This is a genomic window from Natrialba sp. PRR66, assembly GCF_034808065.1.
GTDB lineage: Archaea > Halobacteriota > Halobacteria > Halobacteriales > Natrialbaceae > Natrialba > Natrialba aegyptia.
Genome location: NZ_JAXHGN010000004.1, coordinates 471,605 through 497,979, shown reverse-complemented (window position 1 = coordinate 497,979; position 26,375 = coordinate 471,605). Strand labels below are relative to the sequence as shown.

At 58.2% G+C, this 26,375-nt stretch carries 19 protein-coding genes and 5 pseudogenes; 16 read left to right on the top strand and 8 right to left on the bottom strand.

Annotated features, from left to right (window positions below; translation table 11 throughout):
- Positions 1–85: 85 nt before the first annotated feature.
- A complete protein-coding gene (locus tag SM755_RS16320) occupies positions 86–895 on the bottom strand; it encodes an aldo/keto reductase (RefSeq protein WP_323173593.1) in 810 nt (269 codons plus the stop codon).
- A gap of 542 nt (positions 896–1,437) precedes the next feature.
- A complete protein-coding gene (locus SM755_RS16315) occupies positions 1,438–2,310 on the bottom strand; it encodes a DMT family transporter (protein ID WP_323173592.1) in 873 nt (290 codons plus the stop codon).
- Positions 2,311–2,510: 200 nt separating this feature from the next.
- Between SM755_RS16315 and SM755_RS16310 the strand changes: the two are divergent.
- A pseudogene (locus SM755_RS16310) lies at positions 2,511–2,867 on the top strand (phosphoenolpyruvate carboxylase); the annotation flags it as partial.
- Between the two features lie 3 nt (positions 2,868–2,870).
- On the opposite strand, the pseudogene SM755_RS16305 reads toward SM755_RS16310, so the two are convergent.
- A pseudogene (locus tag SM755_RS16305) lies at positions 2,871–3,512 on the bottom strand (transposase); the annotation flags it as partial.
- Between the two features lie 159 nt (positions 3,513–3,671).
- Between SM755_RS16305 and SM755_RS16300 the strand changes: the two are divergent.
- The 6 genes and pseudogenes from SM755_RS16300 to SM755_RS16275 all read left to right on the top strand — a co-directional run bounded on the left by SM755_RS16300 (position 3,672) and on the right by SM755_RS16275 (position 11,931).
- Positions 3,672–4,301 (top strand): annotated as a pseudogene (locus tag SM755_RS16300) (DDE-type integrase/transposase/recombinase).
- A gap of 313 nt (positions 4,302–4,614) precedes the next feature.
- Entirely contained in the window at positions 4,615–6,000 is a 1,386-nt protein-coding gene (locus SM755_RS16295; RefSeq protein ID WP_323173591.1) for an NADH-ubiquinone oxidoreductase-F iron-sulfur binding region domain-containing protein, read from the top strand.
- Between the two features lie 3 nt (positions 6,001–6,003).
- Complete coding sequence (locus tag SM755_RS16290; RefSeq protein ID WP_369335255.1) at positions 6,004–6,966, top strand: 2Fe-2S iron-sulfur cluster-binding protein; 963 nt, start codon at positions 6,004–6,006, stop codon at positions 6,964–6,966.
- Positions 6,967–6,995: 29 nt separating this feature from the next.
- Positions 6,996–9,230, top strand: coding sequence for a formate dehydrogenase subunit alpha (gene fdhF, locus SM755_RS16285; protein ID WP_369335257.1), 2,235 nt, complete (start codon positions 6,996–6,998; stop codon positions 9,228–9,230).
- 1 nt (position 9,231) lies between these two features.
- Positions 9,232–9,972 carry a DUF1641 domain-containing protein gene (locus SM755_RS16280; protein ID WP_323173589.1) on the top strand — a complete coding sequence of 247 codons (741 nt, stop codon included), beginning with the start codon at positions 9,232–9,234 and terminating at the stop codon, positions 9,970–9,972.
- A gap of 3 nt (positions 9,973–9,975) precedes the next feature.
- Positions 9,976–11,931 carry a molybdopterin-dependent oxidoreductase gene (locus SM755_RS16275; protein ID WP_323173588.1) on the top strand — a complete coding sequence of 652 codons (1,956 nt, stop codon included), beginning with the start codon at positions 9,976–9,978 and terminating at the stop codon, positions 11,929–11,931.
- A 135-nt stretch (positions 11,932–12,066) separates the two neighbouring features.
- Here SM755_RS16275 and SM755_RS16270 read toward each other — a convergent pair.
- A pseudogene (locus SM755_RS16270) lies at positions 12,067–12,306 on the bottom strand (IS5/IS1182 family transposase); the annotation flags it as partial.
- On the opposite strand from SM755_RS16270, the gene SM755_RS16265 reads away from it, so the two are divergent.
- Positions 12,265–12,426: a hypothetical protein gene (locus tag SM755_RS16265; RefSeq protein ID WP_323173700.1), complete on the top strand. Its 162-nt coding sequence runs from the start codon at positions 12,265–12,267 to the stop codon at positions 12,424–12,426. The pseudogene SM755_RS16270 and the gene SM755_RS16265 overlap by 42 nt on opposite strands.
- A 92-nt stretch (positions 12,427–12,518) precedes the next feature.
- Here the strand turns inward: SM755_RS16265 and SM755_RS16260 are convergent, their stop codons facing one another.
- Together SM755_RS16260 and SM755_RS16255 are read right to left on the bottom strand one after the other, a co-directional pair.
- Positions 12,519–13,499 carry a zinc-binding dehydrogenase gene (locus tag SM755_RS16260; protein ID WP_323173587.1) on the bottom strand — a complete coding sequence of 327 codons (981 nt, stop codon included), beginning with the start codon at positions 13,497–13,499 and terminating at the stop codon, positions 12,519–12,521.
- Positions 13,500–13,772: 273 nt separating this feature from the next.
- Positions 13,773–14,435, bottom strand: coding sequence for a helix-turn-helix domain-containing protein (locus SM755_RS16255; RefSeq protein ID WP_049904087.1), 663 nt, complete (start codon positions 14,433–14,435; stop codon positions 13,773–13,775).
- A 96-nt stretch (positions 14,436–14,531) separates the two neighbouring features.
- Between SM755_RS16255 and SM755_RS16250 the strand changes: the two genes are divergently transcribed.
- From SM755_RS16250 to SM755_RS16240, 3 genes are all read left to right on the top strand, one after another.
- Positions 14,532–15,740: a CaiB/BaiF CoA-transferase family protein gene (locus tag SM755_RS16250; protein WP_006667429.1), complete on the top strand. Its 1,209-nt coding sequence runs from the start codon at positions 14,532–14,534 to the stop codon at positions 15,738–15,740.
- Positions 15,737–16,825, top strand: a complete 1,089-nt coding sequence (locus SM755_RS16245; RefSeq protein ID WP_323173586.1) for a citramalate synthase — start codon at positions 15,737–15,739, stop codon at positions 16,823–16,825. Before SM755_RS16250 ends, SM755_RS16245 begins: the two co-directional genes overlap by 4 nt.
- 471 nt (positions 16,826–17,296) lie before the next feature.
- Positions 17,297–19,114, top strand: a complete 1,818-nt coding sequence (locus tag SM755_RS16240) for a sodium:solute symporter family protein (RefSeq protein WP_323173585.1) — start codon at positions 17,297–17,299, stop codon at positions 19,112–19,114.
- Between the two features lie 74 nt (positions 19,115–19,188).
- On the opposite strand, the gene SM755_RS24490 is transcribed toward SM755_RS16240, so the two are convergent.
- The gene (locus SM755_RS24490) at positions 19,189–19,335 is read right to left on the bottom strand and encodes a transposase (protein ID WP_152424127.1); all 147 of its coding nucleotides are present in this window, start codon (positions 19,333–19,335) and stop codon (positions 19,189–19,191) included.
- Between the two features lie 654 nt (positions 19,336–19,989).
- On the opposite strand from SM755_RS24490, the gene SM755_RS16235 reads away from it, so the two are divergent.
- A complete protein-coding gene (locus SM755_RS16235) occupies positions 19,990–20,793 on the top strand; it encodes an N-acyl homoserine lactonase family protein (RefSeq protein WP_049904077.1) in 804 nt (267 codons plus the stop codon).
- On the top strand, positions 20,794–22,107 hold the full coding sequence (locus SM755_RS16230; RefSeq protein WP_323173584.1) for a hydroxyacid-oxoacid transhydrogenase: 1,314 nt from the start codon (positions 20,794–20,796) through the stop codon (positions 22,105–22,107). It abuts the gene before it with no gap.
- A 57-nt stretch (positions 22,108–22,164) separates the two neighbouring features.
- Here SM755_RS16230 and SM755_RS16225 read toward each other — a convergent pair whose 3' ends face one another.
- Complete coding sequence (locus tag SM755_RS16225) at positions 22,165–22,497, bottom strand: hypothetical protein (RefSeq protein WP_323173583.1); 333 nt, start codon at positions 22,495–22,497, stop codon at positions 22,165–22,167.
- Positions 22,498–22,607: 110 nt separating this feature from the next.
- Between SM755_RS16225 and SM755_RS16220 the strand changes: the two are divergent.
- The 3 genes and pseudogenes from SM755_RS16220 to SM755_RS16210 form a co-directional block, all read left to right on the top strand.
- A pseudogene (locus SM755_RS16220) lies at positions 22,608–23,219 on the top strand (ATP-binding cassette domain-containing protein); the annotation flags it as partial.
- 147 nt (positions 23,220–23,366) lie between these two features.
- On the top strand, positions 23,367–25,025 hold the full coding sequence (locus SM755_RS16215) for an ABC transporter substrate-binding protein (RefSeq protein ID WP_323173582.1): 1,659 nt from the start codon (positions 23,367–23,369) through the stop codon (positions 25,023–25,025).
- Positions 25,022–26,359: an APC family permease gene (locus tag SM755_RS16210; RefSeq protein WP_323173581.1), complete on the top strand. Its 1,338-nt coding sequence runs from the start codon at positions 25,022–25,024 to the stop codon at positions 26,357–26,359. The genes SM755_RS16215 and SM755_RS16210 overlap by 4 nt, the downstream gene beginning before the upstream one ends.
- Positions 26,360–26,375: the final 16 nt, after the last annotated feature.

Here is a 26,375-nt window from a genome sequence, read left to right as displayed (position 1 = left end):
GATCGACTCGAGATCCACCAGTCGGGATCGCTGCGAAAACGACCGACGTAATCATCGACCGACGGCGACGCTATAGCGGACCTGATCACTCCCACTCCATCCAGTCAGGATCTTCGCAGCGGGCCTGGCGATCGATACCATCGATCCGTTCGATATCTGTGTCGTCCAACTCGAATTCGAGTGCCTCGCGATTGCTCCGAATGTGGTCGGGCGTCTTCGACCGGGGGATCGGAACGACGGCGTCTTTCAACAGGAGCCAGGCGAGACTAACCGCAGCCTCGTTCGTGTCATGCTTGTCGGCAATCGCTGAGATCTCAGGGCTCTCGAATACATTGCCCTGTGCAATCGGGGAGTAGGCGACGAAGTACGCATCGCGATCCCGAACGGCCGTGCGGAGTTCCTCCTGTGGGAGGAACGGATGCATTTCAGCCTGGACCGCATACGGCGACGGTTCGAGGAGATCGGCGGCGAGTTCCAGATCGGCGGGCGTGTAGTTGCTAACACCGACGTGCTCGGCCCGTCCTGCATCGACGAGTTCGTTGAAGACGGGGAGTACAGTCTCGATGTCGTCCCGGTTGCGAGGCCAGTGGTGATAGAGTAGATCGATCGTATCGATTCCGAGTCGGGAAAGACTTTCCTCGACGCCGTTTCGAACGTACTCCGGCGTCCTCTCCGGTTCCTCGAAATGGGCGATCTTCGTCGCGACGAACAGGTCGTCGCGATCGACATCGGTGCGAGCGATGGCCTCGCCGACCTCTTCCTCGTTTCCGTACAGCCGGGCCGTATCGAGGTGGCGGTATCCCAACTCGATCGCTCTCACAAGAGCGTCGATTCCATCCTCGTCAGTGAGACTGTACGTCCCGAATCCGAGTCTATATTCGTCTTCGTCGAGCATACCTGAAACAAGACTCGAACGGCCCTTATAGTTTCTCGTTCGAATGAGTGTTCGGGGCCATCATCGCCCCTGGAAAAGAGTACCAGCACCGACATTTGTCGACCACTATTCGACCCCAGAGACCGACGAGCGGTCTTCACGCCGTTCCGAAGCGACCGGAAATCTGCGTTTGCGAGTCGAAAACGCCGTCCACATCTCCGTATCGAATGTAACGAACAAATTCCGGTTCCTGTGAACGAGTGCTGGTGAACGCGGCCGTAACTCCAACCGGTCGGTCCGCTTCCCGTTTGATCGTGACGAATCACCCGATACGGGGAGTAACGCTGCTCGTCGATCGAACGACGAGTGGCTTCCTGCCAAACGAAACTGAGCATCGTTTCCCGAAGTGTTTACAACCGTACTCTCGTAATCCCACACCGACAATTGCTCCACAACGAGGTTATTATCGTCTCTGATCTCCCGCTTCGTTTGTAAGACACGAACGATGTATCGATCAGCGCTTCTGACAGGCTGAGCCGAGAGCCGTATCGTCGATCGCTCGCTCACCCGATGGAGATCATCGTAATACCGACGATAGCCAGGGCCGTCGCAGCGAGACGAGCGCGCAGGTGTGACTCCTCGAGGAAGATCGCCCCGAGGATCACGGCGACGATTGCCTGTCCGTTGACCACCGGAGAGACGATACTCGCGGGCAGTCGCTGAAAGGCGAGCAGGACGACGTGGTTGCCGGACGCAATGATGAGTGCCGTGACGACAAAATAGGGCAAATCGCGCCACCAGTCGTCCGGCCGGTAAGCGCGGATCGCTACCGGCCCCATCAACGCGGCGACGCCGAGAAACATCAACGGAACGTACGTCGTTGGCGCGACGGCCAACTCCTGCATCAGCAGGCGTTTGCCCACATCGACGACCGCGAACGTCGCGGCCGACAGCAGCGCCAGCTGAGCCGGCCGTGACCGACTGGCCCGCTCGATCGGAGCGAGGAGCGTCGTTCCTTGCCAGTTAGCGATGTAAATCGCAATCGTTGCGATACCCACGCCCCCGACCTGGAGCGCGGAGAGTCGCTGGCTCAGTAGACCCACTTCCAGCGGCAGGACGAACACCGGAATGATTTTGCTGATCGGCGAAACGTACGAGACCTCGCCGAGTCGAATCGAGCGGAACAAAAAGACCATGGCGAGGGCTGTCAACATTGTTACCGCGAAAATCGAACCGAGGGCTTCCATTCGGTTCGACGCCGGGAGGAAGGGCGCATCACTGGCGAGAACCACCGGCAAATAGAGTACGACCGAGAGCGTGTAGGTGATCGACAGAAAAGTCGACGACGGGTACTCGGCGAACCACTGTTTCATCGCGAACAATGACGTTCCGTAGAGTAGCGCAGCGAGGCCGGCGAAAGCGATTCCGAGATTCACACCGCTTTCCAAATCGGCCGAATGTAAGAAACATTCGCTTTGTATCCGCGAGACGGTCAGTCGACCGTGCTAATTCGAACGAACGAGTGGTCGTATAGGGTTCAGAACTAAAACTGACGACGGCGAATTCCCGCTGAATCATCAAACAACGTGTAATTCGTGGGCAAGGATTTTTAACGGTAAGTCACCATTCGGGTGATATGGGACTGCATAACAGAGAGATCAGTCAAGACGTCACCGACCTCGGTGCGCTGCTCGAGAACATCCTCGAAGAGCAGACGTCCCTCGAGGCATTCGAGGCGGTCGAGTCATGCCGACGAACGGCGATCGACTACCGCTCCGGAGATCTCGGCTCTCGCGAGCCCCTGGTAGCAGAACTCGAAGAACTCTCTTCTCACAACCAGCGGACCGTCGCCCGCGCATTTACGACCTACTTTGAATTGGTCAATCTCGCGGAAGAACGCGAGCGAATCCGGAGAATCCGGATGGGATCACAGGAGAACACACTCGAGGAGAGCCTCGAAACTGCGGTCGCAGAACTGGGAAATGAGAATGTTGGCCAAGGGATTATAGGCGCGAAATCCGTCAGTGTAGACGGTTAGTGGCTCCTTCTCGCGGTTTGCGAGAAGGAGTCGAATCGTCGATTCGTCGGCTAATTTCGCGGGGATCACGTATCGGTCGCCGGTGCCACGATCGACGATCGTGAACACCGGCGGATTGTCCTGCTCGTACGATCCACGTCCACGCGTGGACAGGCTATGCGAGCGCGACGGTCGGTCGCGCTCGCGGCCTTTCAGCCCTGCAGAGACGTAGACTTCGTCGATTTCGACGGGGCTGACGAGGTCGAGCGAAGGCGCGTCGAGCGCCTTCGTGAAGTGCTCGACGCGCTGGTAGATCGTTTTGTACTGAACGTCGATTTCTAGCTGAAGCTGGCGAAGACTCGTGTTAAACCGGAGAAATGCGTAAATCGAGAACAACCACTTTCTGAGTGCGACTTTCGAATGGGCGAAGATGGTTCCGGTCTTGTCGTTGAACGTGCGGTCGCAATTCTTACAGAGATAGCGCTGAAAGTGACCATAGCTGCCGTTCTTGACCGTTCGGTCAGAACGGCAGCGAGGGCAAGTAACACCGTTACGCCAGCGAACCTGCGCCAACAGGTCCGCTGCGACCGATTCCGACCCAAACACATCGAGCGGAATCATGCCTAACGGACACCGCTGACGCGGTGTCCTTGCTCTCTTCGATTCCCCAGTGACAGCTGAACAGTATTAACAATCTCCTACAGAAGAGCGAATACGGGATAAGGGCAGTGTTTAGTTTGGCCAGTTTGAGAAGCGAGCAGGTCGGAGAGTTAGGTTAGGCTGTCACTCGTAGACTTGCTCAACGAGTGCTACACGGCGGAATTTGATAAATCTTGGAAGCGGGATCGGACGGCGACGCCTGTTAGGGTGTTCGCCGTCTGCCTTTATGTAACCGGTTATTCACTTCGAGAAACACAAGCGATTCTTTGCTTGCTCGGCATACAACGTTCTTATCAAACACTTTGACAACGGGTTCCGTCGACTGGCTGACAGTGTTCCAGACCCGCGGACGATAAAGTCGCCGCGAGTCGCTATTACTGAGATTCTGTCACTATTAACGTCGACTGGTCCTGGGTGTATACTGCAATATACCTTGACTCGCGGTTGATTCTGATGTCGAAGTCTTCGGACTGAGAGGGACTGATCCAGTCACTACATTTATTCACAGACTGACCGGGAAATACGATTTCTCCGAGACAATGTTCCTCGTCGATGGCTACGGTTATCTGACTTCTCTCTCCCGATTAGGGTTGACCGGTCAGCTCAACTACGTTGATCGAAAAGTGGTTTCAGACCTTCAAGATGCACGTTGACCGCTTCCATAATTCGTGGGTGGGCAGTCGGACGAGCGTCAGAGAATGTCATGAGCAGTTCGTACACTACTACAACACACAACGACCGTACCAATAACACACTTAACAGATGTCAACAGAGGTGCTAAACTAGACAGTGTCTACGCCCCATATAATAACCCATCTCACATGAATATCGATATTGGTTATAATATCCAAATTATTTATCTGCTATGTTTGTATACGAAACCGTAAATGGTTAACAGAAACACCTCACACCCCCGTGATTTATCATACAGAACAACAATGAACAACCAAGAACAAAGCAAATGACGGCCATCACAACAGGCGATCATCTAGTTATCCGGGTCGCTGCCGGCGATCCAGACAGAGGCCCCTCTCTGTCCACCGCTGGCTTCGACGGTCCTATCGTGAACGTCGGCCCAACTGGAGTGCCCGCACTCGAACCGCTTATCACAGTAACTGCCGCGGGCCGGACTGCGCTTTACACACACTGTTCGACAGCCGATCTCGAGTCGATCACAGCGAGCGTCGAGGAAACTGGGGATGTCGATGGTGCAGACCCAGATGCCGTCGTTTCGCACGCTCCGGATCGAAACCGGTTGCCGACCGCACCGTTACCGGGACTGCGAACTGGCAATCGCTGCGTGCTCGGGGCATGCAGCTGGCGACGTCCGACGAGCGTCGCAGACCACAAGGCCGCCGGCGGATTCGCTCCGAGTGATGCAGAAACGGTATTGAAGGTGGGCAACTCCCTGAACGGTCGCGGGTGGGGTGATCTGTGTCAGGACGACCCCCTCGCCGAGACGTGGCGAACAGCCCGCGCGACAGATGGCGATCCGGTTGTCGTGGTGAATGGACACGGATCACCCGCTGACACGCTTTTGCTTTCCAGCGCGCCGTTCGAGGTCCTCGACGGCGCGTCGGTTCTTGCGAGCACCGTCGCCGCCGATCGAATCATCGTCTACGCGTCGTCGGAGGACGATAATGCGGTCAAGACAGTTAGTTCAGCAGTTGACACCTACCCGGATCCCGCAGCCCCGATGGAAGTCGTCACCGGTCCCAAGGAGTACCGGGCAGCCGAGCCGACGATGGCGATCGAAGCCATAGAAGGGAACCACCGACTGGAGGCTCGTCTCCGGCCTCCAGGACCTGAACGCGTGGGGCTCGACGGTCGGCCAACGCTCGTTCATACGCCCCGGACGCTTGCACACCTCGCCGTGGGTCTGCGCGAGGGCATTGACGAACAAACGCGCGTGATGACCGTCCGTGGCGATGTCGACTCCGTCGCGACGGTCGAACTCTCGGAGACACAGAAGCTGTCGGAACTAGTCGATACTGTTGGTGTTGATGGATCGTTCAAGGCCGCTTGCGTCGGCGGCCGATTCGGCGGGATCACCCGTGACCTTGATGTCGGGATTGGATTAGAAGCCCTCAATAATGCCGACCTCGGAACCGATGGAATCGTCGATGTCCTCTCTGACGCCCGGTGTCTGGTCGAGTTCGTCGGTCAGCGTGCAAGCTTCGCCGCCGAGGAGAACTGCGGCCGATGCGTGCCATGTCGGGAGGGAACGGCGCAGTTGGCGTCGTTGCTTCGGAACGTCTACGACGGCAAGTTCGACGCTCGAGCCATTGAGGAACTGGATCGTGTGATGGCTAGTTCAAGCATCTGCATGTTCGGTGAGCGGGCAGGCCGACCCGCCCGGACCGCCATCGAAGCGTTCACATCGGAGTTCAAGGCGCACGCAGAGGGTCGCTGTCCCGCGGGGACCTGTCTCGAGCCACTGGAGGCCTAACTTATGAGTTCGGAAAACCCACAACAGATCGATGCACCGCCGCTGACAGAGGAAATCGCGCCCGGAACGGCGACCGATCCCCCAGTTGGAAGTACTGATGTGGCGACCGTGACCGTCGACGGAGCCACCATCGACGTGGCCGCCGGTGCAACGCTTCTAGATGCGATCGAGGCAGTCGAGACTGACGATTACGTTCCAGCATTATGTAGCTACGATCGCCAAGAGATCGGTCCACGAAGTGAATGCCGAACTTGTATGGTTGGGACTGACGAACACGGCGTCGTACCGGCGTGTAGCTTCCCGGCCGAGGATGGCCTCACCGTTCAGACCGACGCAGCCGATGCCGCCGAAGCTCGGGATGTTAACCTCGATCTCGTCCTGTCAGATCACAATCTTCGATGTACAACCTGTGGTAAGAACGGGCGGTGTGAACTGCAGGACGCGGCTATCGAACAAGACGTCGAAGAACCACGGTACGGCGTCCTTGACGACCGCGACGAATACGAGCCGATCGACGACTCCTCGTCGTTCATCCAGATCGACCGCAACAAGTGCATCCTCTGTAACCGCTGTGTCGAAGCTTGCAACGATGTGCAGGTCGAAGGTGTCCTCCGCATGGAGGGCTCTGGACAAGACACCCGAATCGGATTCCAGAGCGACGCAGAGACGATGGAGGAGTCAACCTGTGTCTCATGTGGACACTGCGTGAGCGTCTGTCCGACTGGCTCACTCGTTGAGAAGGGGATCGAGGACGCAACGACGATCCCTCTCTCCGGCTTCACACAGAAGAACAGCGTTGGGAAGACCTACGAGAGCACTGGAACGTCAAAGGGACCGATGACGCCGAAGAAGCGCACCGAACACACGCTCGAGACCCCCACGACTGAAATGGTCGACTCTCCGACTGAAGACGACACATTGAGCGATACATGGGACGACTCCCAGAGCGGAGGTGACTGGTTGTGAACGATGATCTCGACGGTGTCGCGGGATATATGCAGCAAGCGAAGGACCAGGCAATAGAGAACGTTGAACACGTCGCCGAGGGTGTCGCCGCCGAGACGCTTCCCGAAGGCAAACTGTTCGAGATCGCACAGTCGATTGGTGATAAGCGGCTGGAGGAACTGAACGTCGAAGACACCACCTGTGGCTACTGTGCGGTCGGTTGTCGGTTTGATCTCTACACCGACGGTGAAGCGATCCTCGCAGCGCGTCCGACCGACGAGGAGGATGCACCCGTCAACGGAATCTCGACATGTGTGAAAGGGAAGTTTAGCTACGATTTCGTAAACTCCGACGACCGGCTGACCGCGCCACTGGTCCGTGACGAATCCGGAGAGTTCCGCAAGGCGACGTGGGACGTAGCGCTCTCGAGGGTCGCCGAAGAACTCGGCAGTATCCGCGATGAACACGGCGGCGAGACACTTTCGGTTATCGCGTCCTCGAAGGCGACAAACGAGGATAACTACCTGATGGGCAAGTTTGCCCGACAGGTGCTCGGTACCAATAGTGTCGACAACTGCAATCGCTTGTGTCACTCCTCGACGGTCGCTGGGCTGGCGAAAACCTACGGATACGGGGCGGCGTCAATCAGCACCGACGACCTCGAACTCGCCGACTGCATCCTGCTGACTGGGTCGAATACCACCGAAGCCCACCCCGTCCTCGCAACGCGGATCAAACAGAACGTGAGAGACGGCGGCGATTTGATCGTGTTCGATCCGCGAGAGATCCAGATCGCCGAGTACGCAACGCAGTACACCCAAATCAAACCCGGATACGACGCCGTTTGGATCAACGGAATTACGCGTTACATCATCAACAATGACCTCTACGACGAGGAATTCGTTCAGGAACGGACCACTGGTTTTGAGGATGTCAAGGAGACAGTCCAGGAGTTCACACCGGAGCGCGTTGAGGAGATAACGGGTGTCTCCCCCGAGGCGGTCGCTTCTTCCGCGGAGACGATCGCCGAGGCAAACCGGTGTATATTCGGGTGGACGCTCGGACTCACCGAGCACTCACACGGCACCGAGAACGTAATGGCGATGGCAAACCTCGCAGCGATCACTGGCAATCTCGGAAAGCCCGGTGCGGGGGTCTCGCCGTTCCGCGGCCAGAATAACGTCCAAGGTGGCGGCGGCGATATGGGACCGCTCCCGGACAGTTTCCCGGGGTATCAGGATATTGCCGACGACGAAGCCCGTGCCAAGTTTGAGGACGCTTGGGACTGCGAAATCTCACCGGAGTACGGCTACTATACCACCCAAATGTTCCTCGAAGCTGACGACGATAACGTTCGTGGGATGTATATTATCGGTGAGAACGCAGCGCTCTCAGAGCCCGGGGTGAACCATGCCGAAGAAGTTCTCGAGGATCTCGACTTCCTCGTGGTCCAAGATCTCTTCATGACCGAGACTGCACAATACGCCGACGTCGTCCTCCCCGCTTGTTCGTTTGTCGAGAAGACAGGGACGTTTACGAACACAGACCGCACGGTTCAGAAGGTCAATAAGGTGATGGAACCGAAAGGCAAAGCCCGGCCGGACTGGCAGATTCTCCAAGACCTCGCAAACCGGATGGGGCGCGAGTGGGACTACGACTCGTCGGCCGAGATTATGGACGAAATTAACTCCCTCACACCACTGTATGGTGGCGTCACTCACGAGCGCGTCGAAGCTGAGGGCGGCCTTCAGTGGCCATGCTGGGACGAAGACCATCCCGGGACAAAACGTCTCTATACGGACGAATTTGATACCGAGGACGGCATGGCAAACCTCCACGCTGTCGGATACAGCGAACCTGGGGAGACGCCGGACGATGAGTACCCGTTCACGCTCACTACCGGCCGCGTCCTGTATCAGTATCACACCGGAACGATGACCCACCGTGAAGAGGGTATTATGCAGTACAACCAGAGTGACTTCGTCGAAATCAACCCTACGACCGCTACCGAGTACGGAATCGAGAACGGTGATCCGGTTCGGATCGAATCCCGACGCGGCGAAACGACTGTCCCCGCGCAGGTGACTGATCGTGTCGGCCCCGAGAACCTCTTTGTTCCGATCCACTTCGCCGAGAGCGCCGTGAACCGCCTGACCGACGAAGACCGCCTCGATCCGGCCGCATCGACGCCGGAATTTAAGGTTTCAGCCGTGAGGATCGCGGCCGTCGAGGACGATATCGACCGAACTGGAACTGAAGCGGTCGAGACAATGGGGGACGACTGAGATGGCAAAGCCACAGTCGTCCTACCCCGAGTCAGCGACCAACGGAGCGCGGAAAGAACGTCCCGAGAGCAACGGCGAAGCGGCCGTTAAGGACGCCATCGCAACCCACGGTGACGACATCGCCGCAGCGATCGAGCAAAGCGACGAACTCGCGGACGCGATCACAACCGCGATCCTCGTGATCGCAAGTGCCGACGACGAAGAGGTCGGCCACATCACGGACTCGGCAGCTAACCTCGTCGCCGCCGCTGACGGCCTCTCGACTGACGGCACAGCGGAGCTTGCAGACGAATTAGGTGAGAACGCCGACACGCTTTCGGAGTCACTCAACGTCATCCTCACATTCCAGCGCGAGGGCCACCTTGAAGACCTCGTGACCGTCGCTACCTCGGTCTCCGAATCGCTCTCACCCGAGGAAATCGAGGAGTTGTCGACACTGCTCGAAGACAACGGGCCAGAACTCGTCGCCATCCTCGAGACTGTACTGGAACTCCAACGTGAGGGCCACCTCGACGACCTCGTCGAGACGGCAAAGACGCTCTCGGTGCTGGAGATCGACGAGGATGCCGCCCGCGGTATGAACGAGTTCTTCGGCGCGATAGGCGATGCCCAGCGAGACTCCGAGCCAATTGGCCTGAGGGGGTCGTTGTCGGCGCTGTTAAATCGGGACATCCGGTTCGGCCTCGGATACCTCGTCAGCTTCCTGAAGGCCAAAGGACGGCGCATTAGGGACCGATCCTGAGCAATGACCACCAACGACGACGCTATCGACCACTCGACAGTCTGTCCACTCTGTGCGGTCGGCTGTCGGTTGAAAGCCGGTGACGGGTCGCGTGCTGACGGTGTTTCGGGTCCAATGAATCCGAACGGTCGGCTCTGCCGAAAGGGCATCGGCGCACTTGATGTCGACGCGGAAAATCGGCTTACGCAACCACTACTCCAAGATGGGGGAGAACTTCGGCCAGCGTCGTGGGGCGAAGCCTATGAACGGATCGTCGACGGGATCGAAGCTACGCTTGACCGGTACGGCCCCGACGCAATGGGGTTCTTCGGTGCGCCACACTGTACCAATGAAGAGAATTATCTTCTCCAAAAGCTGGCACGGATGCTTGGAACGAACAACATCGATAATCGGGCCCGACTCTGTCACGAATCGACGACTCGATGCCTCGAGGCCCGCGTTGGATGGCCAGCATCAACGAACGGGCTCGCTGAACTGAGCGACGCCGACGTAATTATAATCGCAGGGGCTAATCCCGCGAAACGACAGCCAATCGCGTTCAATAGCTTCGTCCGGCCGGCGGTCAATAACGGTGCGACGCTCGTCCACATTGATCCGATCGGGAATGCAACGACTCGCCTCGCAGAGATCCACATAACCCCTCGTCCAGAAACCGACGCACTGGTGTTCGATCTGTTGAGTAGTCGGCTCCTCGACGGAAACGATGTCGACCGAGAGTTCATCCATGAGCGCACCCGACAGTTCGAATCGTTCGCAGCATCTATGCAAAGTCTTCCTCCAACACAAGCAGTGTCAGCGGCGGGTGTCGACGAGACACAAATCGATCGCCTCGCGGAACTTATCACGACGGCAGACGGGGTCGCAGCGCTAGTCGGAACAGGTATTGAGGGCGACGACACGAACGCCCCCGAAGCGCTTCTCAATCTCCTCCTTCTCACTGGGAATATCGGTCGACCCGGTGCCGGACTGTACGTGCTCCGTGGCCTCGCGAACGAACAGGGAGCGACCGATACCGGCTGTGTCCCGGACCGTCTGCCCGGTCACCAATCGGTGACTGCGACCGACGCTCGTGAACGGATCACTGAGGAATGGGGTATGATACCACCATCCTGCCCTGGGAAGAATGTGCGGGAGATGCTTACGGCCTGCGGTAAGGAAATCCGCACAGCGGTTGTCGTCGGCGAGAATCCGGCTATTTCGAAGTGCGATCCCGATTGGACCCGCGATCGGCTCGACACACTCGACCATCTCGTTGTCCTTGACCTGTTTCTCAGCGAGACTGCAAGCAACGCGGACGTTGTGCTCCCGGCCGCTGCTGGGTTCGAGAAACGGGGAACTATAACAAATCTCGAACGACGGGTCCAACGCGTTTCGCCAACGACACTCCCTCCTAGTTCGGCCCGCTCGGATTTCGAAATACTCCGTGATCTCGGGGCACTGTTACTCCCCGACTCGAACGCTTTTGAATACAAAACGGTAGCCGACGTGTTCGATGAATTGACCCGTATCGCACCTACGTATGAAGGACTTTCTTTCGCCGAGCTTGGACCATCCGGTCGACAATGGCCAGTCGACTCTGATTCGACACTGTACCGCGACAGCTTCGAAACGTCTGACGGACGGGCAGTTTTCAGTAATGACCAATCGAGATTTACCTTCGATTCCGCAAGTGGACTCTCCTTGATCGCCGGCGGACGGGTCGGAGAGACACAGGGGGATGATAGCGAGACTAAACGCCGACTCAGAATGCATCCAGAAGACGCCCAAGATCGAGATATCGAAGAACAGGATCTCGTTGCAATCTCGAATGAGAAACAGACTATCAAGGCCAGAGTCGAGCTGGACGAGAATGTTCGGTGCACGACGGTATACTTACCAGCCCGAGTTGCGGATCCTCTTGTTCGTCGTGGCACAAGCGACATCACAGTTGAGTCGATTTCCGAGAACGAACAGCTCTAGAAAGATATACTCATACGTCAGTATCCGATGTCGTTACACGACACTCTCTAGATAAGCGACACCAGTAGAAAGCAGTCCGGTGGACGAGGTGCAAACCATGGGCCGTAGTGAATCACCATACGGCGTTGGATTTGCCTAGCTCACAGCACGCTTGATGTTGTAGACGGCACACATTAGGACGATTTCACGAAACTCTCGATACCAGCTTCGCGCACGCACGGCATCGTCGAGCGTGCGCTGGATCACGGAGAAGATGGTCTCAGATAACGCTCTTTGGCCGTAGAGAGTCCCATCGATCACTCGCATAACGCGCGGATCGGGACGGAATTTTCGATGCTTGATCAACGGTCTTACGTCCTCTTTCCGGAGTGTCTGAACGGAGACGTGGTCGTCGGTGGGAAATCGACTGACGGCGCAAAAGCTCAGCGCTGGTTCGACTGCCCGGACTGCGGGTACAAAGCCCCATCACGCATCGTCTACGGCGCCGAGCGCTGAGGGACATATCCGCATTTACAGTGGCATGGCTCTGTTGAACCCCCTTGATTCTTACTTCATCTGATGAAATATACGCTAGGTTAGTGTGCCTATCACACAGTTAGCACTAATTTCCCAATGCTTTCCCGGCTTTCTAATATCTGATGGGCTGTATAAGCTTGTTCGAGGGGTATCGTATCAAAAATAATAGTGTCCATAGACCCAGTGGCGAGTCGTCGAAGAATACCCTCAGCAGGGCTGAGAACACGCTGTGGAGACTCGGAAAGCGCACTCCCATAGTGATACCCATAGACTTGGAGATTTTTTGTGAGCAATCCACTTGGATTCAATTGGGTTCCCTCACCGCTAGCTACGCCATAGGCAACCAGCCGTCCGAACGAGGCAAGTGCTTTCAGACTGTTGTGATGAACTGATCCACCGACACCATCAAGGATGAGGTCAACTCCATCGCCATCGGTTAGGTGGTTGATTGCATCGACAAATGAAGTCTTCTCGTAGTTGATGCAATGGTCGCACCCAAGGGCACGAACTCTGTCAAGTTTTGCGTCAGTACTTGCTGTTCCGAACACCACCGCACCAGCCTCCCGAGCGAGTTGTATGGCTGCAGTACCGACGCCACCTGCTGCTGCGTGGATAAGAACTCTATCGTTAGTGCTGAGGTTGCCCCACTCAAACAGACAATTGTGTGCGGTTAGAAACTGGATTGGAACTGCCACTGCCTCACAGAGGGGGAGGGAATCTGGAACACGAAATGTATGACTCGGTTTCACAAGTGCATACTCGGCATAGCCGTCTGTCCCCCCGACTACGTAACTGACAACTCTATCACCGACCTCGAATTGCTCAACAGTATTCCCCACGGAATCAATGACTCCAGCAACCTCGAAGCCGGGAACATATGGAGGGGCTGGTCCATCGGGATACGTGCCCCGACGGTGCATCACGTCAGCGAAGTTGACTCCTGAGGCTCTGACACTGATGCGGAGTTCATCGTGAGATGGAGTTGGCTGCTCGCGAGTTCTTACTTGGAGAACAGAGGGTGACCCATGCTTGCTGACTTCGATAACTTTCATACTTTGTCAAATGAACAGTGGTTGATTGGTGTTTCGACCCCTCCACGCAAAAGACAAAATTAACTGAGTATTCAATAAGGACACTGTAGTGAGCAATTGAGAGTTCGGATTTGGTAGCTTTTAAGGATTTCAATAGTACCAGTGACGTGGATTTCTGGACCGGAATGGGTGGTCCATCTTCGTTTACCAGAGCCACGGAAATGATTGTCCCGTTCCTATTTCGATCCTGCCGGATGTCCTGATTATGGCTCAGACTGCACGTCGAGGTGCCGCCTACCGGTCGGGCTGAGCGTTCACTATATCCTCCGGTATAGTCGGTGCCGTGGCCCCACTGTTGAGCGTTTCCCCGATGACTTTCTTTTCGGCCTTCCTGAGGTGTTCGAGGAACGTGGTGTGGCTGATGTCGAGCCGATCGGCGAGGGTCTTTACGTCCGTCTCCCGCGGCCAGTCGAAGTAGCCGTGTTCGTAGGCGAGTTCGAGCACTTCGCCCTGGCGCGTTGAGAACGCGGACGAATAGCCTGCGAATGGTTTGAGCCGCTCCAGCCGAACAGAGCCCAGCTCTCGTAGTCCGTCGATGATGTTCTTCAGATCTTCGCGATTGAAGACGACGATCTCGAACATTCGGCCAGTGCCGTTGAACTCGTTCATCCGCTGGAACATCCCATGGTTTTCACGGATGATCGGGATTACGCCCGATGACCGCTTCGTGATGAGCAGTTGGGACTCTGCAATCGGCTCGACAGAGTACACCGCGTCGTTCCCGTCGAGCACTGCCGCGATGGTCTCGCGGTGTTCGCCCGCGTCAATGAGGAATTTGATCGTCTCCCCGTCAATGACTTCGAACTTGTACATCACGAAGGTCTCGTCGTGGATCGATTGCAGCTCGCTGAGAGCATAATCATCGTTGAGGTCAATGTAGATTGTTGCAGTGAGCATGTGGAACTCCACTTCATCCCCATGACGTATAAACAGCCCACACTTGTTGGGTTTTTACTCATTCACTATCAATTCATATAGTTAGTATACGCACCGATGACTGATGATACGACACAGGGGCCGCTTGCCGGTCTCGACGTGATTGACTGCACCGGAATGATCAGTGGTGGCTTTGCAACCGCACAGCTGGCTGACTTCGGTGCGAACGTGATCAAGGTCGAGCACCCGAAGCACGGTGATCCAATCCGAGAATGGCCACCGTTCGACGGTAAGACCTCCCTGTGGTGGAAGTCGGCCGGGCGGAACAAGCGGTGTATCACGCTTGATCTAAGCACCGAGCAGGGCCGCGAGCTGCTATTCGAACTGATCGACGACGCGGACCTACTCTTCGAGAACTTCCGGCCGGGCACGCTCGAACGCTGGGATCTGGGTCCCGAAACGCTCCGCGATCGAAACGGAGAACTGATCGTTGTTCGTCTATCGGGCTACGGGCAGACGGGTCCTCGATCGGCGAAGCCCGGGTTCGGAACGGTCGCCGAGGGTATCGCCGGGTGGGCCGATGTCAACGGATTTCCCGATCGCGAGCCGCTGTTGCCACCGATCAGTCTCGCCGACCTAACCGCAGCGCAGTTCGCGGTGCAGGCGTCGATGTTCGCGATCTTCGAGCGCGACATCGGCGCAAGCGGAACCGGGCAGGTGATTGACGTGAGTCTCTACGAACCGCTGTTCCGGCTGTTTCTCGGCGACGTCGAGGCGTATGACCGGCTCGGCAAGGAGTGTGAGCGGACCGGCAACCGCCATTCGAGCGCCGCCCCACGCAACGTCTACGCGACATCCGACGGCCACATTACGCTGTCTGCGTCCTCACAGCGTATCTTCGAGAACGTCATGGACGCCATTGGCCGCCCCGAGCTCGTTGACGACCCGCGGTTCGAGACGAACAACGACCGTGTCGAGAACGCCGACGAACTCGACGCGGTCATCGAGGAGTGGACCAGCGAACGCACGACTGACCGGGCGATCGCCGAGATGGAGGCCGCAGACGCCATTGTCGGCCCGGTCTATAGTATGGGCGATATCTTCGAGGACGAGCAGTACGCGGCCCGAAACAACATCGTCGAGATTGAGGACGACGATCTGGGCACGCTTCGGACCGCGAACACAGTTCCGAAGTTCTCGCGCACCCCAGGGAGAGTTGTCCACGCCGGCCCGCGTCATGGCCAGCACAACGAGGAGGTCTACCTCGAGGAACTCGGCGTTCGGCGCGAGCGCTACGAGGAGCTTCGTGGGATGGAGGTCGTATGATGCTGCTCAGCGATGTAACGCTGCGCGAGGGCGACCAGATGCCCGATCGCGACTATTCCGTCAAGCAGAAAGTTGATGCCGGATGCGCGCTCGACGATCTCGGGCTTCCGTACATACAGACGGGCTTTCCGATCACCGGCGAGAAGGATTACGAAGCGACACGCCGTCTCTCAGGGGCGGTTTCGGCCGAGACTATCGGCCTCGCGCGCGCTCTGACTGGTGATGTCGATGCCGCAATCGAGGCCGAAGCAGACATTGTCGAGGTGATCCTGCCGCTTTCGGATCGACACCTCGAACACACACTCAGCGCAACCCGCGAGGAGGCGTTCGGAATGGCCAACGAGGCGATCTCCCATGCAATCGACCGGGGGGCGACAGTCCACGTCACGCTCATCGACGCCTTCCGGACCAACCCCGCCGGCATCGTCGATTTTTTCGAGCGGTTCCCCGAACCAAAGTTCATCAACCTGGCTGACACCGTGGGTGCGCGGGTTCCGAAGTCCGTCCAGGAACTGCTCGCGTCGCTCGACGGCTCGGTCGATTTCGACCGCGTCGGTGTCCACTTCCACGATGATCTAGGACTTGGGACAGCGAACACGCTCATAGCCTATGAGGCCGGCGTCGCAAAGGCCGACGTAAGCGTCGCCTCGATTGGCGAGCGCGCGGGCAACACCGCGCTTGAGGAGCTCGTGGTCTCCGGGACAATCGAGCACGACGAAAAGTTTGGAATTGAGGTCGATCGGCTCGCCCCTGTCTGCCGGCGCGTCCTTGATGACCTCAAGGAGTCGGTCGATCCCCGGAAGTCCGTCCTGGGCGAGGCCGTCGTCACCCACGAGTCGGGGCTTCACACGGCCGCCATGCTCAACGATCCGAGCGTCTTCGAGCCCTATGACCCAGCACGCTTCGGCGGCGAGCGCCACTTAGTGTTCGGCCAGGGAACTGGACAGGCGAGCGCGCGTATCCTCCTCCGGCGCGCCGGTGTCGAGCCTACGGATGAACATATCGAAGAGTTGCTTTCGCTCCTCGACCGCGAGGGTCCCGTTGAACTCGGCGGAGCGGTCGCGCTCGCTGGCGACCTCCAGTAGCGCCGACGAGTTTCCGCAGACAACGTCGATCGTTCGTTCTTGTCTTGTTGAACGCCAGACGGAGAAAGTGTTCCCTTACTGATAATCAATTCTTCATCGATAAAGTGGCTAACTCTTTTGAATCCTACACACGGGTGGTTTAGAGACAGATTTCATTCTGAAAAGCGATACAAATAATGGGCGTGCATGTACTCGGAGTGCACAAATACAATATTTTTAATATTTGCCTATGGATACAATACATTCACAGGGGGTAGTAATCGAAAGACGGCATCTAATCCCTATATATCCGGATTTAGCCTCGATACGGTCTGAAAATTTAACAGAGTATTCATTTTTGTGTGGGGGAACATATAAAAAGCCAACAAGTGTCGGTGCAATCATCTTATACCTTCATAATCAAACCAAATCTATGTTGAACAATGGAATTGAATTGGATAGGAAACCACGTCAGGCGACTGGGAGGGACTAATGAGCGCCGGATCGTTCGTCCTCCAAGCGAGTCTCGAACCGGAAACAGCCTCGCTGGGATGGGTGATCGTTGTTCTAACCGCCGTTTCGCTCACGGCGTTGATCGCCATCGGATGGTACTCTGCGAAGAAGAACATCGGAAACGACACGGCTGATTTCTTTTCCGCGAGCAAGTCGCTGGGATTCGTCGTGATCGCCCTTTCAGTGTTCGCGAGCGTCTTCAGCGGAAGCTCGTTCATCGGCCACCCCGCGGAGACCTACCGGTCCGGAGCGGCGTTTCTGGTCTTCCCGCAGTTTATGATCGCTGGGCTGATCGGTGCACTAATCATCGCACCGCCGCTGATAAACCTTGGACGCAAATGGGACTACACGTCGCCGATCGACTACATCGAACACCGGTTCGACCCGAGAGTCGCCTTCCTTGTATTGCTGCTGATGATCTGGGGAACGTTTATCCAGTTTATCGAACAGTTCATCGCGATGGGGTATCTCGGCCAGGTCGCCTCTGGTGGGATCCTCTCGTATCAGGCCGTTACTGTCGTCTTTGCGGCCGTGATCTTCGTCTACGTCGCCTTGGGTGGATTCAGGGGGACTGCGATCGTCGCGGGGGTACAGGGACTGTTGATGCTCCTGTCGGTGTGTCTCTTACTCGGCATCATCGGACAGCTTAGTAACGGTGGGTTCACGACCCAGGTCCAGTCGGTCTGGCAGACTGCGCCCGAGAAACTGACGCTCCCCAACGCATCGACGATGCGGGGCTGGTACGGCCTCGTGATCCTCATCCTCTTTGGCGTTCCGACGTACATCCACATCCAGCAGTTCTACCTCAGTGTGAAGGACACGGGCGATCTACAGCGAACCTTCCGGATCCAGGCGCCGATCTTCCTGTTCGTGGCGCTCGTCTTGTGGGTGGTCGGTCTCGTCGGGGCCGGGGTGTTCCCGGGGCTTGTGGAGTCACAATCCGAGCGCGTCGTCCCGTACCTGATGGGGACGTACGCTAGCACCGGCGGGGGAACGCTGTTTCCGTCGCTCATCTCGCTCGGCATCATCATGTCGACGCTCTCGACGGCCGGAGCCACGGTAATGGTTCTTTCAATGGCTATCGCGAAGGATATGTATGAACGCTTTCTCAACCCCGCAGCGTCCGACGGGCGGGTAATCAACGCGAGCCGGCTATCAATCGCCGTGTTCACGGCCTTTGCTGTCGTCGTCGCGTTCACTCCCGGCCTCACGATCTGGGGTTGGGTGCAACTGAAGTTCGAGTTCCTGCTCCAAGCCACCCCGGCGTTCCTTTTCGGACTGTATCTCCACCGAATAAAAAGCGACTTCGTAATCGCGGGGATCGTCGTCGGCTGCCTCACCGCACTGGGGATCTACTTTGTCGGCAACGGTGAGGTCTACGGTATCAACCCCGGAATCATCGGGTTCGCAGTGAACTCGGCCGTGGTTGTTGGCGGAAGCTACCTGACCGGCGAAACCGATGAAACGAGACAGACGCGAGAGATCTTGCGGTACAACGCGGTCGAGTACCAGGACGGAAGTGACGAAAGCGAGGTCAGGTACGTCCTTCCCGGCCAGAAAAAGTCCTTCTGGGCTGGACTCGGAATCGTGCTCACGCTAATCGTTCCATGGTACGCCCCGTCGAGCTGGAACGCCCAGGCGCTGTTCGGCCTGCCGATCTGGACGTGGGTGATCTTCGGGGCGCTGATCCTTGAGGCCCTGCTCGTCGTCTACGGAACGATCGTCTGGCGTAAGCGACCGATCGAACAGACGAGCGCTCCGGTCGGAGTAGTTCGTGACAGCGAGGCTGACGACTGAGAGTGATCAGCGCAACTTCTGAACATCTGAGTGGAATGTCTCGATCCAGTCACTAGCGAAGCTCAACAGGTGATTCAACCGGAGAAATGCTTGGTGAGGAGCGCTTTGAAGTGGTCTCGGTCTGCGAAGATCTCTGGCAAGATCTCGCGCTTCAGGCCTTGCCACAGCGGTTCAATAGCGTTCAGCGTCGGTGAGTATGTCGGGATGAAAACAAAATCGATGCCGAGTTCGTCGGCTCGCTATTGTGTGAGATAGGCATGATGAAAACCGTAGTTATCGGCCACGAGCAGAATCCGGTTGGGCGGATTTTGCTCGCGGATCTCTTTAAGTGCCTCGACGATTGTCTCTTTCAATAGCTTCTCTTTGAACGTGATCCCGCTGTTCCCAGTCAGTGCGTAGAAGCTGATTGACTGCCACGGAACCGTCACTAACGGCTTTGGGATTTCGAGCCTCTGGTACGACCATATCCGTAGGGAGTTCTCGAACGGCTGTGGCCATGCTTCATCGAAAGAATCCCAGGACGACTAGACCATCCTCCTGGCATGTGTGATTATCTTCGCCGAGCGCCTGAGCGTACCAGTATTCGTCAATGCGGCGTTGTGTGTGATCGTACTCTGACGCCGCGGTTGGAATACACTCCCCACCGAGTTCAGCCGGTTCGTTGAGGATCTCCCACCGCTACTAGACCAGCTACTCCCGATGTCGACGTCTATCTCGTCGCAACGACGGAGATACGATCAACAGCGACACTCCGTTGTCAATGAACTGCGATAACGACGATATGCAACGCTACTGCATCGGCCAAGACCAGTCCCCCCATTCGATCTGGAGCAGTCTCCCAAACCCATTTATTATTGAACATTGATTAAGGATATATGGTAGATGCTAGCATTGATGTGATCCATCGCGGTGGGTTGAAGTGTGATCTCAACTATCTGATCCAGGGCAACACACTTGGGAAGTACGACGAACCCAACCCCGACACCGACTACGAGGAGATTCCGGTGTGGAACCTCGTCATCGACCATCCGGAGGCAACGATCCTCTGGGACACAGGCAACCACGAGGACGCCCTCGACAGCCACTGGCCAGAAGGTCTCAAGCAAGCGTTCTACCCTCACGACGTGCAAGAACACACGCTGGAGGGCGACCTTGCGGACGCGGGCTACAGCCTCGATGACATCGACGCTGTGTTTCAGACCCACCTGCATCTGGACCACGCCGGCGGACTCCACCACTTCGACGGGACGGACGTTCCGGTGTATGTTCACGAGAAGGAACTCAAGTTCGCGTACTACTCCGAGAAGACCGACAAGGGAAGCGCCGCGTACATCCTAGAAGACTTCGACCACGACCTTAACTGGGAGATCGTCCACCAAAACCGCGAGAGCCACTTCGAGGACGTGGAGTTCATTCGACTCCCGGGACACACGCCCGGACTCATGGGGACGAAAATCCATCTGGACAACCATGGAACGCTTGTGTTCGCGGGCGATGAGATCTACCAGTCGGTCAACTACGAGGACGAAGTGCCGCTGGGTGCCGGTCTACTCTGGAGCAACCAGGAGTGGTTCGATAGTCTCCAAACGCTGAAAGACCTCGAACGCTCCCACGATGCCGAGGTGGTGTACGGTCACGATCCCGACCAGTTCGAAGAGATCCGATCGGGGTGGTCCTGAATGAGCTACGACCGCTCCGTCTCGGCCGACAGCCACAAACTCTCTCCCGAGAGCGTCTGGCATATCGACATGCCGGAAATCCGGTTCGGCCGGGACGCCACCGATGAACTCGCCTATCAACTGCGCGATCTCGGCGTCGAGGGGACAGCCACCGGGCTAGTGATCACCGACGAGGGGGTCGCCGATGCCGGCCACGCGGACCGTGTCGTTGCCCACCTCACGGACGCTGGCCTCAATGCCGACCTGTATGACGAGTCAGAGCGCGAACCCTCGATCAGTGCTATCGAGGACTGCCTCTCGTTTGTCCGGGAGCAGACCGATAACGGATATGACTTCTACGTCGGCCTCGGCGGCGGGAGCTGTATGGATACCGCGAAAGCTACTCGCGCGATCAACGCCAACGGCGGCAGTCCGCTCGACTACATCTCCGAACCGACCGGCGACGGCCAAAGTCTCACTGAGTCTGGGCCGCCGCTGGTGCTGTTACCGACCACGGCCGGCACCGGCGCCGAAATCTCGCCAGTTGCCATCCTCTCGGTGCCGGAGAAAGAGATCAAGGAGGCCATCTCGAGCAACCACGTCCGGGCCGATGCTGCTGTTCTCGATCCCACGCTGACGACGACGCTCCCGCCGGAACTCACCGCAAGGACGGCGATGGACGCGCTTGGCCATGCGATTGAGGGGTACACCACCCACGAGCATGACTCGTTGCTGCGTGCGAGCGATCCGGCCGAGCGCCCAGTATACGCCGGCCGAACCCAGCTCACCGAGATGTTCTCCGAGAAGGCGATCCGCCTCCTCTCAGAGAGTGCACGCACTGCCGTCCACAATGGTGACGACCTCGACGCCCGAGAGGATATGTTGCTGGGTGCACTGTTCGGCGCCATCTCCGGGCTCACGGCCGGTGCCAGCCTCTGTCACGCGATGGCGTATCCAGTTGGAAACAAGTACCACACATACCACGGTGAGACTATTGCCGTACTCACCCCCGCGAGCACTATCGACTACAACTCCGCGAGTGACCCCAAGCGGTTCGCCAAGGTAGCCGATATCTTCGGCGTCGAAACCGCGGGGATGCCGAACCGCGAGGCCGCCAACGCACTCAAACAGGAGTACATCCAGCTCCAGCAGGACCTAAACGTACTCCCCAGCGGCCTCACCGAACTTGCTGGAATCACAGAGGAGGACATCGACTGGCTGGCCCAGCAGACCGTCAATACGCAGGAGCGCCTGCTACGGTGTAACCCCCGACCGGTGACCAAGGAGGATGTCGCGGACGTGTTCCGCGACACGCTGCACAACTGGGAAGACTAATAAAAGCAACAGCCAGAACAGAAAGGAGAACCAGAAAAATCCCGCTTCAAATCGCAGTCAACCGTCCTCAGGCTGTTCAAGCAATCTGGCGACAGTCACGAACGCATCAAATTTCGGTGGCGCACCCTGTACCTGAACAACCCCCTTATCACGACGATACTGGATGAACTCGACCTCCGCAGTCTTGGGAAGATGAGTATGCTGTAGGTCCACCACTATCTCATCGAACTTTTCCCACGAATCATCTTCCGGTGGATCATCTTCCCAATCAGCGATCGTCTCTACAAGCTCCTCAATCGGCACAGGGCCGTCTCGCTCGTACAGATAGTATAGAGCATATCGCCTGCGTTCGTCGCTGAGCAGGTCGAAGATCGTGTCTAGTGATACCATATGTTGTAAAGAGTCGTACTGCTGATTTAGCCTCATCGCTTATTCCAACCCTTGACCCTTTTTCACCGGTAATTTCACGAATTGTTATCCTTCATGGCGACGCCGACCCCAACCGTGGTGAAGTCATCCTCGAGACAGACGAGTTGGAAAAATACTACGAGCAGAGCCAGCCGCTGCTGAGCAAGTTCCGCGGCGGGGACTCCGACTACGTAAAAGCGGCCGACGGCGTCTCACTGTCCGTCCGTCGGTCAGAGGTGCTCGGCATCGCTGGCGAGTCCGGCTGCGGGAAGTCGACGCTCGGCGAGACAATGGCCTTGTTCGAGGATCCGACCGGAGGCGACTTCATGTTCGACGCCTACAAGTACTATCGGGACGGCAACCTCCAAGAGTTCCGGCGGAAGGTCCAGATCATCTTTCAGGACCCCTTCGATTCGCTGAACCTCCGCCAGACCGTCTGCAAACCCGTCGGCGAGCCGCTGACGATCCACGACTCCCGCGCGGACGAAAAAGAACGGGCGATCGTCGAGACGCTCGAGAAGGCCGGGCTGACCCCTGCTGAGGGATTCCTCAACCAATACCCCCACGAACTCTCCGGCGGGCAGCGCCAGCGCGTAGCGGTCGCCAAGGCGCTGGTTCTAGATCCAGACTTCCTGATCTGTGACGAGCCGGCGGCGATGCTTGACATCTCGCTGAAAGTCAACGTGCTGCGTGGGTTAGCTGATGCGGGACGTCACCGTGGTCGGTGGTCGATCACGGACCGGCCGGTCTCTCGACCGGTAGCTTCGCCGTCAATAGCGGTCGGTCGACACCCATCAAGAGCAGGCCCGCTACCCAAAATTCTCCGCCCCGACAGTCACAATTAGTTCCCGATGCGACGACGAAACCTCGGACGCGACGGCATCCTGACCGAAACCGATCCTCGAAGGGGGATGAACGCAGAGAACACGGGGGACAACCGGGGACGGCCGACACGACGCGACCTGCTCGCCGGTATCGGAGGGACGAGCGCAGCCCTGTTGGCCGGCTGTTCGACAACGATAGGGACGGGTCCTGCTTCGACACTCCGGATCGGCACTCTCCGACCACCGATCACGCTCGATCCGATTACGGCCGACTCGATCGGCTCGGAACAGGCCATCGAGAGCGTCTTCGAGGGACTCTACGCGTACGGCGAGGGGACCGACATCGTCCCCTCAATCGCCGACGGCGAGCCGACGACCGAAGACGACGGACGCGAAGTCATCGTCGAACTCGACGACAGCGCTCGGTTCCAAAACGGCAGAGGCGTGGGCGCCGAGGACGTCGTCTACTCGTTTGAGACGCCGCTCGAGGAGGACGCGCCGACGGCGTGGCGGGTGAGCCCCTTCGAATCGATCGCGGCCGAGGACGAGCGGACCGTCCGATTCACGCTCGAGGAGCTGTATCCGGGACTCGATCACGCGCTGACGCATCCGATCGTGCCCAAGCAGGAACGCGAAGACGACAGGGAGGCGTTCGCCACGGATCCGATCGGCGCCGGCCCGTTCGAGGCCGCGTCGTTCAGCGCGGAGAAGAAGGCCACACTGCACCGCTGGGACGACTACTGGGGCGAGACCGAACCGGAGATCGAGCGCCTCACGCTGGCGTACGTCGAGTTCCCGATCACCCAGCTGACGAGCCTCCGGACGAACCGCAACGACGTAATCGGGCCGGTCTCGCCGCTAATCGTCGATCACGTCAGCGACGTCGCGAACGCGTCGGTGAAGCGCCGCGAGGGGTACACGTCGTTTTACTACGGGTTCAATCTGAACGAGGGACCCACGACCGACCACCGGGTGCGAAAGGCGATCAGCTACTGCATTGACCTTGAGACGGCGGTCTCCGAGTTCGTCGAGCCCATGGGTCAGCGCCAGTACAGTCCGCTGCCGCCGCAGGTGGCCGACGACTGGGACCTGCCGGTCGACGAGTGGACGGACCTCGCCAACGAGAAGAACGTGGAACGGGCCAAGAACCTCTTTCGCGAGGCCGACGAAGCCAGCGGTCAGCTCCGCATCCTCACGTCGATGGATCCCAAACACAAGGAGTTCGGCGAGGCGCTCGCGGGCGGGCTCCGGGACGCCGACCACGGCGCTCTCGTCATTTCGAAGCCCGAAACGGAGTTCGTCGACCGGTACGTCTCTGGCTCCGAGCGCGACTACGCGGTGTTCGTCGGCGAGATCAGCGGTACGCCCGACCCGGACACACACCTCTACCCGACGTTTCACGAGAACATGACCGGCGTGACCAACGGAACGTTCTACCGCGAGGACGCGGTCATGGACCGGCTCGAGTCGGCTCGACGGACGGACGACCGTGACCAACGCCGTCAGTTGTACGAGGCGGCGATCACGAGGCTGCTCGAAGACCGGGTCTGCCTGCCGATCTGTTCGTTCGAGAATAGCTTCGCCGTGGACGCGGGCGTTCAGAACTTCCGCGTCCATCCGATTGCACGGGTTAATCCGCGGCTCGTCGGAGAGAACCGCGTCGTGACGGTGGGTGATGGATCGTGAGCGACGACAACGGCGGTGACGACCAGGGTAAGTTCGGCGTCAGAACGGCCGTTGCGTTGGGAGTCGGCGGCATCGTTGGCGGCGGGATCTACGCGGCAATCGGGATCGTCGTGGCTGCCGCCGGTATCCTGACCTGGTTTGCCTACAGCCTACCGACCGTCGTCGTCTGCTGTTGTGCGTACTCGTATATCAAGCTCAACGACGCGACCGATAGCAACGGCGGCTCGGTCACCTACATCGAGGAGTTGTTGGGAAGATCGACGGTGGCCGGCGTCGTCGGCTGGACGCTCGTCGTCGGCTACATCGGGACGATGGCGATGTACGCCTACGCGTTCGGCATGTACGGTCAGATGATGATCGGTGTCGAGTACGTCTTCGGACTCCCGATCCGCCAGTTTCTCTCGATCGGCATCGTCGCCGTCTTCGTCGGCCTGAACCTCCTCGGTGCGGGCTCGTCGGCGTCGGTCGAGCGATTGCTTGTGTTCGTACAGGCGGGTATCATCGCCGTCTTCGGTCTCATCGGGCTCTGGTACGGGGCAGCGAACTTTCAGTTACGACTCGGACTCTCGCAACTCGGGTTCAATCCAATTCTCGCGGCGTCGGTTGGGTTCGTGTCGTTCGAGGGGTGGCAGCTCCTGTTCTACGATCAGGAGCAGTTCGACGATCCCGATGAGACGCTCGCGAAGGGCGTGGCCATCTCGATCCCGATCGCGGCGGTCATCTACATCCTTGTCGGATTCGTTATCACGACGCTGTTACCCGAGGAGGTGATCGCCGCCCAGCCCGAGCCGGCACTGCTCTACGGTGCTCTGCTCATCTCGAAGTGGCTCGCGCTTGCGGTCGGAATCGCCGGACTCGTCTCGACGGCCAGTGCGATCAACTCGACGCTGTTCAGCGAGGCGCTGTTTGCGAAGAACCTCATCAGCGACGACATTCTCCCTCACGAGATGGGCGACCCCGACGCCGACGCCGCACCGAAACGGGCCGTTCTCGTTATCGGCGCCTTGACAGCCGCGTTCACCGCCCTCGGTAGTCTCGAGGCCGTCGTCGAGTTCGCCTCGCTGGCCTTTATCGTCGTCTTTGGTTCGATGTGCGCGCTCGCGCTGACGGTGCGCGATTCCGACGACATCGACCTCAACCCGATCCCACCACTGGTCGGCGCGATCGGTTCGGCGGCGTTTTTCGTCATGCTGACGTGGTATCTCTACTCACAGCTCCCCGCGGTCTTCTGGCTGGTCGTCGTCATCGCCGCGGCGGTCTTCGCGGTTGAGGCGATGTACTTCAAGCGCCAGACGCTCTCGGAAGGCGTTCGAACCGTCGAAAAGCGTATCTGACCGCTCCCGTCTCCGC